Source organism: Variovorax defluvii (genome assembly GCF_039541515.1).
GTDB lineage: Bacteria > Pseudomonadota > Gammaproteobacteria > Burkholderiales > Burkholderiaceae_C > Variovorax > Variovorax defluvii.
Genome location: NZ_BAABGJ010000080.1, coordinates 351,530 through 368,345, shown reverse-complemented (window position 1 = coordinate 368,345; position 16,816 = coordinate 351,530). Strand labels below are relative to the sequence as shown.

17 protein-coding genes and 1 pseudogene are annotated in these 16,816 nt (G+C 68.9%); 15 read left to right on the top strand and 3 right to left on the bottom strand.

The features are described from left to right. Nucleotides 1-48 precede the first annotated feature (48 nt). The 6 genes from hflK to ABEA07_RS24570 are packed head-to-tail and all read left to right on the top strand — an operon-like array spanning nt 49 to nt 5,633. Complete coding sequence (gene hflK / locus ABEA07_RS24595) at nt 49-1,383, top strand: FtsH protease activity modulator HflK (protein WP_345541173.1); 1,335 nt, start codon at nt 49-51, stop codon at nt 1,381-1,383. A gap of 14 nt (nt 1,384-1,397) precedes the next feature. After that, nucleotides 1,398-2,297, top strand: a complete 900-nt coding sequence (gene hflC / locus ABEA07_RS24590) for a protease modulator HflC (protein WP_345541172.1) — start codon at nt 1,398-1,400, stop codon at nt 2,295-2,297. Between the two features lie 15 nt (nt 2,298-2,312). After that, a complete protein-coding gene (locus ABEA07_RS24585) occupies nt 2,313-2,501 on the top strand; it encodes a DUF2065 domain-containing protein (RefSeq protein WP_345541170.1) in 189 nt (62 codons plus the stop codon). Between the two features lie 45 nt (nt 2,502-2,546). Next, nucleotides 2,547-3,698 carry an ATP phosphoribosyltransferase regulatory subunit gene (locus tag ABEA07_RS24580; RefSeq protein WP_345541169.1) on the top strand — a complete coding sequence of 384 codons (1,152 nt, stop codon included), beginning with the start codon at nt 2,547-2,549 and terminating at the stop codon, nt 3,696-3,698. 20 nt (nt 3,699-3,718) lie between these two features. Next, nucleotides 3,719-5,050, top strand: coding sequence for an adenylosuccinate synthase (locus tag ABEA07_RS24575; protein WP_345541168.1), 1,332 nt, complete (start codon nt 3,719-3,721; stop codon nt 5,048-5,050). A gap of 58 nt (nt 5,051-5,108) precedes the next feature. After that, the gene (locus ABEA07_RS24570) at nt 5,109-5,633 is read left to right on the top strand and encodes a phosphoribosyltransferase (protein WP_345541166.1); all 525 of its coding nucleotides are present in this window, start codon (nt 5,109-5,111) and stop codon (nt 5,631-5,633) included. A gap of 73 nt (nt 5,634-5,706) precedes the next feature. Here ABEA07_RS24570 and ABEA07_RS24565 read toward each other — a convergent pair whose 3' ends face one another. Further along, a complete protein-coding gene (locus tag ABEA07_RS24565) occupies nt 5,707-6,870 on the bottom strand; it encodes a citrate/2-methylcitrate synthase (RefSeq protein ID WP_345541164.1) in 1,164 nt (387 codons plus the stop codon). Nucleotides 6,871-6,978: 108 nt separating this feature from the next. Between ABEA07_RS24565 and ABEA07_RS24560 the strand changes: the two genes are divergently transcribed. The 3 genes from ABEA07_RS24560 (at nt 6,979) to ABEA07_RS24550 (ending at nt 9,980) form a co-directional block, all read left to right on the top strand. Continuing rightward, a complete protein-coding gene (locus ABEA07_RS24560) occupies nt 6,979-7,932 on the top strand; it encodes a 2-hydroxyacid dehydrogenase (protein ID WP_345541163.1) in 954 nt (317 codons plus the stop codon). A gap of 88 nt (nt 7,933-8,020) precedes the next feature. Further along, nucleotides 8,021-8,968: a Bug family tripartite tricarboxylate transporter substrate binding protein gene (locus ABEA07_RS24555; RefSeq protein WP_425584171.1), complete on the top strand. Its 948-nt coding sequence runs from the start codon at nt 8,021-8,023 to the stop codon at nt 8,966-8,968. A 37-nt stretch (nt 8,969-9,005) separates the two neighbouring features. After that, nucleotides 9,006-9,980 (top strand): Bug family tripartite tricarboxylate transporter substrate binding protein, encoded by a 975-nt coding sequence (locus ABEA07_RS24550; RefSeq protein ID WP_345541160.1) that lies wholly within the window; start codon nt 9,006-9,008, stop codon nt 9,978-9,980. On the opposite strand, the gene ABEA07_RS24545 is transcribed toward ABEA07_RS24550, so the two are convergent. Further along, entirely contained in the window at nt 9,981-10,424 is a 444-nt protein-coding gene (locus tag ABEA07_RS24545; protein WP_345541158.1) for a VOC family protein, read from the bottom strand. 101 nt (nt 10,425-10,525) lie between these two features. On the opposite strand from ABEA07_RS24545, the gene ABEA07_RS24540 reads away from it, so the two are divergent. Further along, a complete protein-coding gene (locus tag ABEA07_RS24540; protein WP_345541157.1) occupies nt 10,526-11,719 on the top strand; it encodes a cystathionine beta-lyase in 1,194 nt (397 codons plus the stop codon). A gap of 99 nt (nt 11,720-11,818) precedes the next feature. Then, nucleotides 11,819-12,022: a hypothetical protein gene (locus tag ABEA07_RS24535; protein WP_345541156.1), complete on the top strand. Its 204-nt coding sequence runs from the start codon at nt 11,819-11,821 to the stop codon at nt 12,020-12,022. Nucleotides 12,023-12,101: 79 nt separating this feature from the next. Here the strand turns inward: ABEA07_RS24535 and ABEA07_RS24530 are convergent, their stop codons facing one another. Then, nucleotides 12,102-12,734 carry an arylesterase gene (locus tag ABEA07_RS24530; RefSeq protein ID WP_345541154.1) on the bottom strand — a complete coding sequence of 211 codons (633 nt, stop codon included), beginning with the start codon at nt 12,732-12,734 and terminating at the stop codon, nt 12,102-12,104. Nucleotides 12,735-12,772: 38 nt separating this feature from the next. On the opposite strand from ABEA07_RS24530, the gene ABEA07_RS24525 reads away from it, so the two are divergent. The 4 genes and pseudogenes from ABEA07_RS24525 to ABEA07_RS28695 form a co-directional block, all read left to right on the top strand. After that, the gene (locus ABEA07_RS24525; protein ID WP_345541153.1) at nt 12,773-13,471 is read left to right on the top strand and encodes an ABC transporter ATP-binding protein; all 699 of its coding nucleotides are present in this window, start codon (nt 12,773-12,775) and stop codon (nt 13,469-13,471) included. 293 nt (nt 13,472-13,764) lie between these two features. Continuing rightward, nucleotides 13,765-15,513: a ShlB/FhaC/HecB family hemolysin secretion/activation protein gene (locus ABEA07_RS24520; protein ID WP_345541152.1), complete on the top strand. Its 1,749-nt coding sequence runs from the start codon at nt 13,765-13,767 to the stop codon at nt 15,511-15,513. Nucleotides 15,514-15,570: 57 nt separating this feature from the next. Next, a pseudogene (locus tag ABEA07_RS28700) lies at nt 15,571-16,341 on the top strand (two-partner secretion domain-containing protein); the annotation flags it as partial. A gap of 152 nt (nt 16,342-16,493) precedes the next feature. Then, on the top strand, nt 16,494-16,816 hold a 323-nt coding region (locus tag ABEA07_RS28695), incomplete at its 3' end, for an ESPR-type extended signal peptide-containing protein (RefSeq protein ID WP_425584170.1).

Here is a 16,816-nt window from a genome sequence, read left to right as displayed (position 1 = left end):
AGAACTCGACGAATGAACGCAAAGCCAGTGTGGAGACGGTTTCAGGGCATGTTCAACCTGAACGACGGCCGTTGGGGCCGGGGCGACGAGCCCTCCTCGAACGGGGACCGCCCGAACGCCAACCGTCCCGACGAGGATTCGGGTCCGAACAACAACCGTCCGCGCGGCCAGGGGCCGAACCAGGGGCCGAACCAGGGGCCGCCGGACCTCGACGAACTCTGGCGCGACTTCAACCGCAAGCTCGGCGGCCTGTTCGGCGGGGGCCGTGGCGGCAACGGCGGGCGCCCCAGCGGCAATGGCGGCAACGGCATGAAGCCCGACATGAAGAACGCCGGCGTCGGCCTGGGCCTGGTGGCGGCGGTCGCCGTCCTGATCTGGCTGGGCACCGGCTTCTTCATCGTCAACGAAGGCCAGCAGGCCGTGATCACCCAGTTCGGGCGCTACAAGGCGACCGTCGGTGCCGGCTTCAACTGGCGGCTGCCGTACCCGATCCAGCGCCACGAGGTCGTTGTCGTGACCCAGATCCGCTCGATGGACGTGGGCCGCGACACCATTGTTCGCTCCACCGGTCTGCGCGACTCCGCCATGCTCACCGAAGACGAGAACATCGTCGAGATCAAGTTCGCGGTGCAGTACCGGCTCAGCGACGCGCGCGCCTTCCTGTACGAGAGCAAGACGCCGACCGACGCCGTGGTGCAGGTGGCCGAGACCGCCGTGCGCGAGGTGGTCGGCAAGATGAAGATGGACGCGGCGCTCGCCGAGGAGCGGGACCAGATCGCGCCGCGGGTCCGCACGCTGATGCAGAACATCCTCGACCGCTACAAGGTCGGCATCGAGGTGGTCGGCATCAACCTGCAGCAGGGCGGCCTGCGCCCGCCGGAGCAGGTCCAGGCGGCCTTCGACGACGTGCTCAAAGCCGGCCAGGAGCGCGAACGCACCAAGAACGAGGCGCAGGCCTATGCCAACGACGTGGTGCCGCGCGCCACCGGTACCGCCTCGCGCCTCAAGGAAGAGTCCGAGGCCTACAAGGCACGCGTCATCGCGCAGGCCGAGGGTGATGCGCAGCGCTTCAGCTCGGTGCTGGCCGAGTACCAGCGCGCGCCGCAGGTGACCCGCGACCGCATGTACACCGACGCCATGCAGCAGATCTACACCAACACGACCAAGGTGCTGGTCGACTCCAAGCAGGGCTCCAACCTGCTGTACCTGCCGCTGGACAAGCTCATGCAGATGAGCGGCCAGGCCGGCGCGGGCGCGCCGGTCGACGGTGCCAGCCCGAGCGTGGCCGGTACCGCGCCGACCCAGTCCTCGGTGATCCCGGTCGCGCCGCCCGGCGAATCCCGTGCGCGAGACGGCCGCTCACGTGACCGCGACGTGCGCTGAGGAGGAACGCGAGAATGAACAAACTAGGCTTCATCGTTTCGTCCGTCCTGGTGGCGCTGGCGCTCCTGAGCTCCACGCTCTTCGTGGTCGACCAGCGGCAGTTCGGGGTGGTTTACGCCCTGGGGCAGATCAAGGAAGTGATCACCGAGCCGGGCTTGAACTTCAAGCTGCCGCCGCCTTTCCAGAACGTGTCATACATCGACAAGCGGCTGCTCACGCTGTCCAGCCTCGACCCCGAGCCCATGCTCACGGCCGAGAAGCAGCGCGTGGTGATCGACTGGTACGTGCGCTGGCGCATCACCGATCCGCAGGCCTACATCCGCAACGTCGGCCTCGACGAGAACGCCGGCGCGGTGCAGCTCAACCGCGTGGTGCGCAATGCCTTCCAGGAGAACGTCAACAAGCGCACCGTGCGTGAACTCATCTCCACCCGCCGCGAGGCGCTGATGAGCGACGTGCAGCGTGAGATGCTGGCCGTGGTGAAGGGCACCAAGCCCTGGGGCATCGACATCATCGATGTGCGCGTCACGCGGGTCGACTACGTGGAGGCGATCACCGAGTCGGTCTACCGCCGCATGGAGGCCGAGCGCAAGCGCGTGGCCAACGAGCTGCGTTCCACCGGCTTCGCCGAGGGCGAGAAGATCCGCGCCGACGCCGACCGGCAGCGCGAGGTGATCGTCGCCAACGCCTACCGCGATGCGCAGAAGATCAAGGGCGAGGGTGATGCACGCGCCGCGGCCGCCTACGCCGAGGCCTTCGGCCGCGACCCGCAGTTCGCCCAGTTCTACCGCAGCCTCGATGCCTACAAGCAGAGCTTCAACAAGAAGAGCGACGTGATGGTGCTGGACCCGTCGTCCGACTTCTTCCGCGCGATGCAGAGTTCGGGTGGTGCCTCGGCGGCCGCCCGGCGGTAGAGAGCCGGGGGCGGCGTGAGCGGGGAAACCTTCTGGAGCGCGCTGGCGCTCGTGCTGGTGATCGAGGGCATCCTGCCCTTCGTCTCGCCCGGCAACTGGCGGCGCGGCTTCGGCCAGCTGCTGCAGCTGCGGGATGGGCAGCTGCGCTTCTTCGGCCTCTGCAGCATCCTCCTGGGTCTGCTCCTGCTCTGGGTTCTGGCGTAGCGACGGCCCGGTAGAATCCGGGTTTAACCACGCCCCCGATCCTCCATGTCAGCCTGGGTCCTCCCGGATCACATAGCCGATGTGCTGCCCTCCGAGGCGCGTCACATCGAAGAACTTCGACGCCAACTGCTCGACACCGCCCGTGGCTACGGCTGCGAGCTGGTGATGCCGCCTCTCCTGGAACACCTCGAGTCTCTTCTGTCCGGCACCGGCGAGGCGCTGGGCCTGCAGACCTTCAAGCTGGTGGACCAGCTTTCCGGCCGCAGCCTGGGCCTGCGCGCCGACACCACCCCGCAGGTGGCTCGAATCGACGCTCACTTGCTCAACCGACGCGGCGTGGCCCGGCTGTGTTACTGCGGCCCGGTGCTCCACACCCGCCCCGACCGGCCGCACGCGACTCGCGAGCCGCTGCAGTTCGGCGCCGAGATCTACGGCCATGCCGGCCTCGAGGCCGACACCGAGGTGCTGCGGCTGGCCCTGGACTGCCTGCGCGCGGCGGGCGTGAAAAACGCCGTCATCGTCGACCTGGCCGATGCCCGCATCGTGCAGGCGCTGCTGGCCGACGTGTCGGCCGACGCCGCCACCATCGCGCGGGTGCACGCGGCCCTGGCCGCCAAGGACGCCAGCGGCCTGGCCGAGCTCACCGCCGGCTTTCCCGCCGCATCGCGCGACGGCTTGCTGGCGGTGCTGACGCTCTACGGCGACATCGGCGTGCTCGACGAAGCAGCGAAGCAGCTCCCCGACACGGCGGCCGTGCGCCAGGCACTGGGCGAACTCCGGCAACTGGCGAGCCGGCTCGATGGCGCCCAGGTGAGCTTCGACCTGGCCGACCTGCGCGGCTATGCCTACTACAGCGGCATGCGCTTCGGCATCTACACCGAGGGCGCGAGCGACGCGCTGGTGCGCGGCGGCCGCTACGACGAGGTCGGCGCCGTGTTCGGCCGCAACCGTCCTGCCGTGGGCTTCAGCCTCGATGTGCGCGAACTGGTGGGCGTGCTGCCGGCGCGGCCCCTGCGCGCCGCGATCCGGGCGCCCTGGAGCGATGCCCCGGGACTCGGCCGGACCATCGCCGAGCTGCGCAGCCGGGGCGAGACCGTGGTGTGCGTATTGCCGGGCCACGAGAGCGAGATCGACGAATTCCACTGCGACCGCGAGCTGATCGAGCAAGCCGGGCAGTGGACCGTCAGGACGATTTGAATCTTCGAGAGCGAAACATCATGAGCGTTACCACCGGACGAAACGTGGTCGTCGTCGGCACCCAATGGGGCGACGAGGGCAAGGGCAAACTGGTCGATTGGCTGACCGAGAGCGCGCAGGGCGTGGTTCGCTTCCAGGGCGGCCACAACGCGGGCCACACGCTGGTCATCAACGGCGTGAAGACCGCGTTGCACCTGATCCCCAGCGGCATCATGCGGCCCGGCGTCAAGTGCTACATCGGCAATGGCGTGGTGCTGTCGGCGGCGAAGCTCTTCGAGGAGATCGAAGGGCTCGAAAAGGCCGGCGTCGAGGTGCGCTCGCGCCTGCGCATCAGCGAGGCCTGCCCGCTGATCCTGCCGTTCCACGCCGCGCTGGACATCGCGCGCGAGGCCTACCGCGAAAAGGGCGGCATCGAGAAGATCGGCACCACCGGCCGCGGCATCGGCCCGGCCTACGAGGACAAGATCGCGCGCCGCGCGCTGCGCGTGCAGGACCTGAAGCATCCCGATCGCTTTGCCGACAAGCTGCGCGTGCTGCTCGAGCTGCACAACCATGTGCTGACGCAGGTCCTGGGCGCATCGGCCATCGGATTCGATGCGGTCTACGACGAGGCCATGCGCCACGCCGAGATGCTCAAGCCGATGATGGCGGACGTCTCGCGCGAACTCAACGACGCCCATCGCGCCGGCGCCAACCTGCTGTTCGAGGGCGCGCAGGGCACGCTGCTCGACGTCGACCACGGCACCTACCCCTACGTCACCTCCAGCAACTGCGTGGCGGGCAACGCCGCGGCGGGCGCGGGCGTGGGGCCGGGGCTGCTGCACTACATCCTCGGCATCACCAAGGCCTACTGCACGCGCGTCGGCGGCGGTCCGTTCCCCACCGAACTGGACTGGGACAAGCCCGGCACCGTGGGCTACCACCTGAGCACGGTGGGCGCCGAGAAGGGCGTCACCACCGGCCGCAGCCGCCGCTGCGGATGGTTCGACGCGGCACTGCTCAAGCGTTCGGCCCAGGTCAACGGCCTCTCCGGGCTGTGCATCACCAAGCTCGACGTGCTGGACGGCCTGAAGGAGCTGCAGCTGTGCACCGGCTACCAGCTCGACGGCGAATACACCGACATCCTGCCGCTGGGCGCCGACGAGATCGCGCGCTGCAAGCCGGTCTACGAGACGCTGGAAGGCTGGAGCGAGAGCACGGTGGGCATCACCCACTACGACAAGCTGCCCGTCAATGCGAGGCTCTACCTGCAGCGCATCGAGCAGGTCACGGGCGTGCCGATCCACATGGTGTCGACCAGCCCGGACCGCGACCACACCATCATGATGCGCCACCCGTATCTCGCGGAATGACGTTCGCCCCTGCAAAGACAAACAGTCCCCGACCCAACGCAATGATGGAGATGTGCGCATGCTGACCGAAGACGGCAAACACCTGTACGTGAGTTACGACGAGTACCACAACCTGATCGAGAAGCTCGCGATCAAGGTGCATCAGTCGGGCTGGCAGTTCGACACCATCCTGTGCCTGGCGCGCGGCGGCATGCGGCCGGGTGACGTGCTCTCGCGCATCTTCGACAAGCCGCTGGCGATCATGTCCACCAGCTCCTACCGCGCCGATGCCGGCACGATCCAGGGGCACCTGGACATCGCGCGGTACATCACCACCCCCAAGGGCGAGATCGCGGGCAGGGTGCTGCTGGTGGACGACCTGGCCGATTCCGGCCACACCCTGCACGCCGTGGTGGAGATGCTCAAGAGCAACTACAAGCCGATCACCGAGCTGCGCAGCGCCGTCATCTGGACCAAGGCGCTGTCCACCTTCACGCCGGACTACTCGGTCGAGTACCTGCCCACCAACCCCTGGATCCACCAGCCCTTCGAGGGCTACGACTCGCTCGGCGCCGAGAAGCTCATCGAGAAGTGGTCGGTTTAGGGCCTGTTAACGCTATGCATGGGACCGCTTGCATAGCGTTAACAGGCCCTAGCCTCGATCCGGCAACCTTCTTTCAAGGCCGCACGCCCTGCGTCGCCTCGGGCATCCGGCCCACGTAGCGCCCGCGCGGGCGAATGACCTGCGTCACTTCCAACTGCTCCAGGCCATGCGCCAGGAGCCCGACGCTGCGCGCCGTGGCGAATAGCCCGAAGGCCGCGTCGGCGGGCAACTGGTGGTGAGCCACGAGTGCCGCCAGGGCCACGTCGATGTTGGGCTTCAGGCCCGTCAACTCGGTCGCCTTGCCGATGAAGCGTGCAATGGCCGGCGGGGGCTCGAACAAGGAGAGCAGGGCCGCCGCGCGCGGATCGCCATCGGGATAGAGGTGGTGGCCGAATCCCGCCAGCGGCAGGCCGCTGGACAGGTAGTGGGTGATGACCTGGTCCTCGCCGAGCCGCTCGACCTCGCCGAAAAGCACCTGGACCCGTCCCGACGCGTCGCCATGCAGGGGCCCCGACAGCGTGGACAGGCCCGCCAGCAGGCAGGCCGGCAACGAGGCTCCCGTCGAGGCGGCGATGCGCGTCGTGAAGGCCGAGCTCGTCAACTCATGGTCCACCAGCAGCACCATGGCCGTGCGCAGCAGCTCGGCCACTTGGGGCGACTGGTTCCATCCTTGCGCGAAACGCAGATGAAGCGGCTGCTCTGCCTTCTGCGCGCCGAAGCAGTCGGCCAGTTGCCCCACCAGGCTCTGCGCCTCGGCGTGCAGGACCCGGGTCAGGCGCCCCCGTGTCGAGTGTCCGCCGGCGGCCAGGGCCGCGAGGGCCGTGAACGCGGCGACCCGGCCCGGCTTGCCTGCCCGTACCGCCCGGCGGATGCCGAAATCGACCGGCTGCTGCGCATCCCATAGCAGGCGCGCGACATCCTCCAGGCTGGCTGAGCCTGCCAGCGCGACGGCGTCCTGCCCCCGGTAGTAGAGCCGCCCGCGGTGGAAGGACGACAGCGAGGTGGGGATGCTCGGCTCCACGCCGAACAGCGTGTTGGTGGCCAGCGTCTCGTGCTTGCGGCCGGCCTGCTTGCGCCGTGCCAGGGCGGCGACGTCTTCGGCGCGGTACAGGCTGCGGCGGGTATCGGCCGGGTCGGGCATGACTTCCAGCTTGCCGCGGCTCACGTAGGCGTACACCGTTTGAGGCTGCACCTCCAGGAGGCGGCAGGCCTCGGCCATCGAAATCCAGGATGCCATGGTGGAACGGCTCGAGAAGTTTATATATTGATTTTATATGTCAATATTGCGTTGTGGATCAAGTATTAACTACCATGAGGCCACCCTGATTCGCACCTTTTCGAGCCCATGAAACCTCGGGTCCTGCAACTCAATCCGATCCTGATCCCTTCGATCAACGACAAGCTCGCTGCGCTGTACGAGGTCCACAAGCTCTTCGAGACGCCCGACCCGGGCGCCTGGGTGCGCGAGCACGGCTCCACCGTCGATGCGCTGATCACCGGGGGACACACAGGCGTTTCACGAGCGATGCTGGAGCAACTGCCCAGGCTCAGGGTGGTGGCCGTCAACGGTGTCGGCACCGACGCCGTCGACCTGGCCTATTGCCGTGGCCGCGCCTTGCCCGTCACCGCGACCCTGGGCGCGCTGACCGAAGACGTGGCCGACCTGGCCATCGGGCTGCTCATCGCGGCCTGCCGCAACCTGTGCGCGGGGGACCGCTTCGTGCGCGAAGGGCAGTGGGAACGCCATCCGCAGCCCGGGGCCATTCCGCTCGCCCGGCGCTTCAGCGGCATGGACGTCGGCATCGTGGGGATGGGCCGCGTGGGCCGCGCGGTGGCCGTGCGTGCCGCCGCCTTCGGCTGCACCATCCGCTACACCGACCTGCGCGCCATGGACGACGTGCCGCACCTTTTCGTGCCGCAGCTCGTCGAGCTCGCTCGCGATTCGGACGCCTTGGTGCTGTGCGCGGCGGCCGATCAGGCCGAGGGCATCGTCGATGCGGCGGTGCTGGACGCGCTCGGCCCGCGCGGTTTCCTGGTCAACGTGGCCCGCGGCCGCCTGGTGCAGGAGTCTGCCCTGGCCGAGGCGCTGGTCGCCGGCCGCATCGCCGGCGCCGGGCTGGACGTGTTCGTCGACGAGCCCCGCGTCCCGGCGGCGTTGCGCCAGTCGGACCGCACGACCCTCCAGGCCCACCGCGCCAGCGCCACTTGGGAGACCCGCACGGCCATGGCCGAGATGGTGCTCGACAGTCTCGCGCAAGCCCTGGCCGGCCAGCGCCCGGCCATGAGCCTGACCACCTGACCCAGGGCGGGGCCCGCCCGACCTTGGGACGTTTCGCAGCGCAACTTCACGGAGACACATCTTGATCAAGCAACGCATCGCCATCGCGATGGCCCTGGCCCTCGGCGCCGTCGCCCACGTACCGAGCCTCGCTCAGGGCTATCCCTCGCGGCCGGTCACTCTGGTGGTTCCCTTTCCTCCCGGCGGCGGAACCGACACAGGCGGCCGCGTGATCGCGGAGCAATTGGCCAGGCGCTGGGGACAGAGCGTGGTCGTCGAGAACAAGGGCGGCGCCGCGGGGCAGATCGGCGCCGAATACGTCGCCAAGGCCAAGCCCGACGGCTACACCTTGCTGCTGGGCAACATCGGTACCCAGGCGATCAATCCCTCGCTCTACCCCAGGATGGCCTACGACGCCGCGAGCGCGTTCGCGCCCATCTCCCTGGTGGCCGAACTGCCGCTGGCGATGATGGTCAATCCGTCGGTGCCCGCGAAGACGCCAGCGGAGTTCGTCGCGCTGGCCAAGTCCCGGCCGGGGCAGCTGAGCTACAGCAGTTCGGGCGCGGGCGGCGCACCCCATCTGGTGGCCGAGATGTTCAAGGACCAGACGGGCACCTTCGTCCTGCACGTGCCTTACCGGGGCGGCGGGCCGGCGATCGCCGATCTTCTCGCCGGCCACGTGCAGCTGTCCTTCATGACGGTGCTGGAAGCATCGGGGAACATCAAGGCCGGAAAACTGCGCGCCCTGGCGGTGACGGGCGGCAAGCGCGTGCCGGCCCTGCCCGATGTGCCCACGCTGTCGGAGACCGTTCTTCCCGGCTTCAACGCCATCTCTTGGATCGGCCTGGTGGCACCTGCCGGCACCCCAAAGGACATCGTGGACAAGATCGCGTCCGACGTGCGCGCCGTGCTGGCGGACGAATCGGTCAAGGCGCGGTTCGCGGCGCTGGGCGGCGTGCCCCGGAGCACGACGCCGCAGGAGTTCGACAAGCTGATCGCGGACGACCGGCAGCGCTACGCCCAGATCATCCGAAGCCGCAACATCTCCGTCGAATGAACGTCGCGATTCACCGAAAACCGAAGAGGAGACACCCATGCCCTTCCAGCCCCTGCTCAAGATCCTGGCCCTGACGGCCTCGCTCGCCGTGGTTCCGATGCTCGCGTCGGCGCAGGCCTATCCGGCGCGCGCCATCAAGATCATCGTGCCGGCCCCGCCGGGCGGCGCGATCGACACCATCGCCCGCGTGGTCGGCGACAAGCTCGCGGCCTCGATGGGCCAGCCGGTGGTAGTGGACAACCGGCCCGGCGCTTCCAACAACCTCGGCACCGACCTGCTCGCCAAGTCGCCTCCCGACGGCTACACCATCGGCATCGTGGGCGGCAGCCACAACATCAACAAGTTCCTGTTCAAGAACCTGGGCTGGGACCCGGAGAAGAGCTTCGAGCCGATCGTCTACACGCACGTGGTTCCGCTGGTGTTCGCGATCAACCCGCAGGTTCCTGCCAAGACCTTGCCCGAGCTGGTGGCGTGGATGAAGGCCAATCCGGACAAGGCCAAGGTCGCGACCTCCGGGCGCGGCAGCGCGCAGGAGATGGCCGCCGAGATGTTCCGCATGGCCTCGCGCGCCGACATGCTGCTGGTGCCGTACAAGGGCTCGTCCGCCGCGCATCCGGACCTGCTGGGCGGCCGCACCGCGCTCTACATCGACACCATCAGTGCGATCCTGCCGCAGGTGAAGGCCGGCAACGTCCGTGCGGTCGCGGTGTCGACGCTCAAGCGGTCCTCGGCCTTGCCCGAGGTGCCGACGGCGGACGAGCAGGGGCTCAAGGGTTACGACGCCAACACCAACGGCGGCTTCCTGGCGCCGGCCGGCACGCCCAGGCCGATCGTCGCGAAGCTCAATGCCGAGATCAACGCGGCGCTGAAGCTGCCCGAGGTCCGCGCCAAGCTCGAGGCCGCCGGCATCGAGGTCCAAGGCGGTACGCCGCAGGACTACGCGGCGCTGATCAGGTCCGACCTCGCCAAGTGGGGCAAGGTCGTCAAGGAGGCGAACATCGAGCCGGAGTGATCATGGCGACCCGAGCAGCTCGGTATAGCGCCGCTGCATTTCCTCCGGCGACAGTTCCTCGATGCCGTGGCCCACGTTCCAGCGGTGGCCGAACGGGTCCTTGAAGGCGCCGGAGCGCTCCCCGTAGAACTGGTCCTGCACCGCGATCTCGAGCGTCGCGCCCGCCTTCACCGCGCGCTCGACCAGCGCATCCGCATCGTCCACGTGCAGGTGGATGCTGACCGCGGTCGCGCCGATGCTCAAGGGCCCGCGGATGCCGTATTCGGGAAACTCGTCGCACAGCATCAGCGTGGTGCCGCCGAGGTCCAGCTCCGCATGGCCGATGCGGCCCGATGGCTCGGTGAGTCTGAATTTCTCGGTGGTGCCGAGCACCTCGCCATACCAGGCGATCGCCTTGGCGGTGTCGTTCACGCAGAGGTAGGCGAACAGCTCATGAACAGCCATCAGGAACTCCCAGGACACTTGTGCCCGCAGTGATCGGAATCGGCCATTGTCGGACGCCCCGCCGTCGGCGTCGACTGCAGCGGGTGGACTAGCATGGCACCATGCCCAAGCCCATCACCGAACTGATCCACCACCCCTACCAACCGCCGGCCCCTTTCGCCGCGCCCCAGCCGGGCGTCTACAAGGCATCCACCGTCTTCTTCGCCGACGTCGCCGCCATGCGCGCGCGCGACTGGAAAACCAAGGCCGGCTACACCTACGGCCTGCACGGCACGCCGACCACCTTCACGCTGGAAGAGCGCCTGGCGACGCTGGAGGGGGGCACCGAATGCCTGCTGGTGCCCAGCGGCCTGGCCGCCATCTCGCTGGTGGCTTTCGCCTTCCTCAAGACAGGCGACGAGGTGCTGGTACCCGACAACGCCTACGGACCCAACAAGGCGCTGTGCAGCGGGGAACTGGCCAACTTCGGCATCACGCACCGGCTCTACGACCCGATGGACCCGGCCGACCTCGCCGCCAAGCTGTCCGACCGCACCCGGCTGGTGTGGTTGGAGGCGCCCGGCTCCGTCACCATGGAATTCCCCGACCTGCCGGCCCTGGTGGCGGCCTGCCGCGCGCGCGGCGTGCTCACCGCGCTGGACAACACCTGGGGCGCGGGCCTGGCCTTCGCACCTTTCGACTTCAACGGCAGTGGCCAGGGCGTGGACACCTCCATCCAGGCGCTCACCAAGTACCCCAGCGGCGGGGGCGACGTGCTGATGGGCAGCGTGATCACGCGCGACGAGCAACTGCACCGCGCCCTGAAGCTCACCCATATGCGCATCGGCTTCGGCATCGGCGTCGGCGACGTCGAGACCCTTCTGCGCTCGCTGCCCAGCCTGAGCCTGCGTTACCAGGCGCACGACAGCGCGGCCCGCGAACTGGCGCGCTGGCTGGCCGATCGTGCCGAGATCGCGCAGGTGCTGCACCCGGCCCTCGAAAGCTCGCCCGGCCATGCCAACTGGCTGCGCCTGTGCGGCGCCACCGACCTGGCCGCGGGCCTGTTCTCGGTCGTCTTCGACGACCGCTACAGCGCAGCTCAGGTGGATCGCTTCTGTGACAGCCTGAAGTTGTTCCGCCTGGGCTACTCGTGGGGCGGCCCCATCAGCCTGGTCGTGCCTTACGACATCAGCCTGATGCGAGACCCGGAGGTCTCGCGCTGGCCCCACAAGGGCACGCTGGTGCGCTTCTCGGTCGGCCTGGAAGACGTCGACGACCTGCGCGCCGATCTCGATCGCGGCCTGGCCGCGCTTTGAGCCGCTCCGACGCACGCCGGGGCACTCTGAACCGGCCCGGTTATCGCGTACATTGGGCGCACGCAGTCACCCCGGACTGCCTTCCAGGAAGGAGCACACGTGGCAACACCGAACTACGGCTACGAGAAGCGTCAGAAGGAGTTGGCCAAGAAGAAGAAAAAGGAAGACAAGGCCCGCGAGAAAGCCGCCCGCAAGCTCAATCCGAGCAGCCCCGGGCTGGCGCAGGGCGACCCGGAGACCGACGTCGCGTCACTCGAGCATGATGCGCCGACCGTGCCGGAACTGCCGACCAAGGACGGCTAGCCTCTGCAGGCACGCCCGGGGCATTGATCGAAATTTGAACGCCGCCGCGGGCAGGTCCGCGGCGGCTTTTTTCAGTGGCCTAGCGCGGGCCGAGCAACTTGCGCAAGGCCGGCCAGACGTTGTCCAGCATGCGCGGCTGGGCCGCCGCCGTGGGATGGATGCGATCGGCCTGGAACAGCGAGGCCGACTCCGGTCCGTCCGCGATGCCCTTGAGCAGAAAGGGTACCAGTCCCGCCTTGGTCGCCCCCGCCACCTTGGGAAAGATCGCCTCGAAGCGCCGCGTGTAGTCGCCGCCGTAATTGGGCGGCACCTGGATGCCGACGATCAGCACCTGCGCGCTGGCGGCCTGCGCCGCCTTGGTCATCTGCATGAGGTTGTCCTCGGTGCCGGCCAGCGAAAGGCCGCGCAGCGCGTCGTTGCCGCCCAGTTCCAGCACGACGTGGGTCGGCTTGTGTTGAGAGAGCAGGCCGGCCAGCCGGGCCCGGCCGCCCGCCGTGGTGTCGCCGCTGATGCTCGCGTTGATCACCGTGGCGGCGATCTTTTGCTCCGCGAGGCGCTTCTCCAGCAAGGGCACCCAACCTTCGCCGCGCTTGAGGCCGTACTCGGCCGACAGCGAGTCGCCCACCACCAGGATGACCGGTTGCTTGCCCGCCGCCTGGGCCCATACCCTTGCGGCCCATGGTCCCGCGCTGCCGGCGAGCGTGCCGGCCAAGATAAAGTGACGCCGATTCACCACGTCCAGACCTTTCAATGTCCTCGATCCAACCCGCCGCCATTGTCGCCGTCGAACATGTTTTCAAGTCCGTCACCGACTCCACCGGCACGCTGGACATTCTGCAGGACATCGATTTCACCCTGGGCGAGCGGGAAACGGCCGCCATCGTCGGTGCGTCCGGTTCGGGCAAGAGCACGCTGCTGTCGATCGTCGCCGGCCTGGACACACCCACCCGCGGCACCGTCAGGCTCGCCGGCGAAGACCTGTTCGCCATCGACGAGGACGAGCGCGCCGCGCTGCGGGCGCGCAAGGTCGGCTTCGTGTTCCAGAGCTTCCAATTGCTCGGCAACCTCAGCGCCCTCGAGAACGTGATGCTCCCGCTCGAACTGGCCGACCGCCGCGACGCGCGCAAGGCGGCCACCGAGATGCTGGGCCGGGTCGGCCTCGGCCAGCGGCTGAACCACTACCCCAAGGTGCTCTCCGGCGGCGAGCAGCAACGCGTCGCGCTGGCCCGTGCCTTCGTGGTGCAGCCGGCGCTGCTCCTGGCCGACGAGCCCACCGGCAGCCTGGACTTCGCCACCGGCGAGCAGGTGATGCGGCTGATGTTCGATCTCAACCGCGAGCTGGGCACCACGCTGGTCCTGGTGACGCACGACCGCGGCATCGCCGCGCAGTGCGAGCGCCGCATCACCATCGAGGCCGGGCGCGTGGGCTTCGACGACCAGGGCGTGTAGGGCGCCTCGACACGGGTGCCCACGCATGAGGTGGGACGCCTGCGGACGCGAGCGCAGGGATGCGGGGACGCGGGCGCAGATACCCGCGTGAACGCTGAAGCGCGCAACTCCCCAGGCGACTGCAAGGCCTGAGCGCAGGAGGGCGGCGATCAAATGTCGCTTTTTGTCGCGAGATTCGTCGGATTGCCTTGGCCCTTTTCAGAATCGGCGCGCTGAAGCGGTGAGCGGGTCTTGCGGGGCTTGTCCCTCAATGCCGACGCGAACTCGCCAGCCATCACTCCCGAGGCTCCCCCATGCGGTCTGCGCCAGCCCATCGACTGTCCACCAAGCCCTTCCTCCATCCCTGCCTGGCGGTGGCGTTCACACTGAGTGCCGGCGTTGCGCAAGCGCAGCCCACGCCCCCGGTCGACGTCCCCGGCGCGGGGCAACTCCAACGGCAGATCGAGCAGACCCTGCAGTCTCCGCCGCCGGCCGTTGCACCGCCCACCCGGGCCGCCGAGCCGGCGATCGACCGCAGTGGCCCGCTGCTGATCGTCCAGCAGTTCAGCATCGAAGGCGCCAGCCTCATTCCGGCCGACGAACTGGCGCGCCCGCTCGACTCCTATCGTGGCAAGCCCTTGAGCCTCGGCGAACTGCAGGCCGCGGCGCAGGCCCTCGTGGCGCTCTACCGCGATCGCGGCTGGTTCGCCCGCGTGCTGATTCCGCCCCAGGACGCCACCGCCGGGACCCTGCGCGTTCGCGTCATCGAAGGCCGCTTCGGCCGCGTCATCCCGGCCGATCCCGCGCCGGCGCGTGCCGACGCTGCCTTCGTCGAAGCCATGGTTGCCCGCGGACTGCATCCGGGCGAGCCCTATGCACAAGAAGACCTCGAACGCGGCCTGCTCCTGGCCAACGATCTGCCCGGCGTGCGCGCCGATGGCGTGCTGCAGGCCGGCACGCAGACCGGCACCAGCGACCTGGCCCTCTACGTCCAGGACACCCCGCTCTTCAGCGGGCAGGTGGGCCTGGGCAATGCCGGCAGCCGCTTCACCGGCCGCGCCCAGGCGCACGCACAGCTCGCGCTGAACAACCCTTCCGGCCGCGGCGACCAGGCCACGCTCACGGCCCTGGCGGCCGAAAGCCTCGACTATCTGGCTGCCGGCTACAGCGTTCCGCTGGGCACGGGCGGCTGGCGCGCCAGTCTGGCCCATTCCGAACTCCACTACCGCCTGGGCCGTGACTTCGCGCGCCTGGACGCAAGGGGCAGTGCCCGCACCACGACCCTCGGCCTTTCGTATCCCTTGAAGCGCAGCGGCGACGCCAGCGTCTGGATCGGCCTGAACGCGGAGCAGGGCCGCTACAACGACGACACCCTGGGCGCTACGCTGCGCCAGCGCCACGTCGACACCGCGACGCTCGCCTTGTGGGGCCAGGCCCGTGACGGTTGGAAAGGCGGCGGCATCACCGATTGGCGCGTCGCGCTCGGCCACAGCCGCCTGGCGCTGGCCGAGCCCGTCGACCGCGCGCAGGACGCAGCCGGCCCGCGTGCTGCCGGAAGTGCGACGCGCCTGAGCTACGAGCTGCGCCGCGAGCAGAACCTCGTTGCGCCGTTGTACGGGCGCATCCGCGTGGCGGGCCAGTTCGCTTCGCGCAACCTCGATGCCTCGCAGAAGATGGCCCTGGGCGGCCCTTCCGGCGTTCGCGCCTTCCCCGCGGATGACGGATTGGGCGACAGCGCGCACCTGATGCAGTTGGAAGTGCATCGGCCTTTCACCTGGAGCGCGCCCGGCAGCTTCGACGGCTTCGTCTTTCTCGATGCCGGTCTCGTGCGTCAGCACCACCGGCCCTGGGCCGGCTGGGACACGCGCAACGGTGGCCGCAACAACTACGGCCTGGCCGCCGCAGGCGCAGGCCTGAACTGGACTCACCCGACCGGCCTGGCCGCCAGCCTCACCCTGGCGGTGCCGCTCGGCCACCACCCGGGCAGCGGGGTCAGTGGACGCAACCAGGACGGCAGCCGCACCGGGGCCCGGGTGTGGCTGAGCCTGCGGTATCGCTTCTGAACACGCGGTCCGTCCAACGTGACATCCCATACCGTTTCGTTTCAAAGGGGCGCTTTCATGCATCGCCACGCCAGCCTCAACCGAGCCCGTCGCCTGGTCTTTCATCGCGCCCTGGGCACCTGCGCCGTTGCCCCTGAGACGGCCCGCTCGGCGTGTGGAGGCAACTGCGTCGCCGCCGGCTCGTCCTCGCGGCTGCAGCAAGTGCAGCTGCGAGTGCGTCCCGAAGTGCGCCTCGATCGCTTGGCTTTCGCCCTGGTGACGGTGCTGGGCCTGTGCGCCGCCACCTCGGCAGCGGCCGAACTCAGCCCGCCGGCTGCCAACGCCTTGCCTACGGGAGGCCAAGTGGCCGCCGGCAGCGCCAGCCTGAGCACCAGCGGCAGCACGATGACCGTAGGCCAGGCCAGCCAGCGCGCCATCATCAACTGGTCCAGCTTCGACGTGGGCTCTGCGGCAGCGGTGAACTTCGTGCAGCCCAATGCCGCGGCCGTCGCGCTCAATCGCGTCACCGGCGGTAGCGCCAGCCAGATCTTCGGGCGCCTCAGCGCCAATGGTCAGGTGTACCTGGTCAACCCGTCGGGCGTGCTCTTCGGTCGCAGCGCGCAGGTCGATGCCGGCGGGCTCGTGGCCTCCACGCTGGGCATCAGCGATGCGGACTTTCTTGCCGGCCGCGACCGCTTCACGCAGGGTGCGGGCGAGGGCGCCTCGGTGGTGAACCAGGGCCGCATCAGCGTCGCGCCGGGCGGGCGCATCGCGCTCTTGGGCACGCGCGTGAGCAACCAGGGGCAGCTGCTGGCACCGGGCGGCGATGTGGCCTTGGCTGCGGGCCGCCAGGTGACGCTGGCAGCGGGGGCGGATGGGCATCTCCAGCTCGGCGTGGATGCCGGCGAGCTGGCCACGCTGGTGAGCAACGGCGGCCTCGTCCGTGTCACCCTGGCACGGGCTGAGCGTCCACGAGATTCGATACACCATCAGGAGAGTTCATGCATCGCCATGCCAGCATCAACCGAGCCTACCGACTGGTCTTCAATCGCGTGCAGGGCACCTGTGCCGTGGCGCCTGAGACGGCCCGCTCGGGCAGAGCAGGCGGTACTGTCGCCAGCGCACCCCTCGGCTTGCTGCATGCGCGTCTTCATTGGTGGGGCTCTGCCATGGTGTTGGGGCTGGGCCTGTGCTGGGCCTTGGCCTCTGCGGCAGAGCCCGTCCCGCCGCCGGCAGCTGCGTTGCCCATGGGAGGCCAGGTCACTTCCGGCAGCGCCACTGTGAACGTCAATGGCAGCACGATGACCGTAGGCCAGGCCAGCCC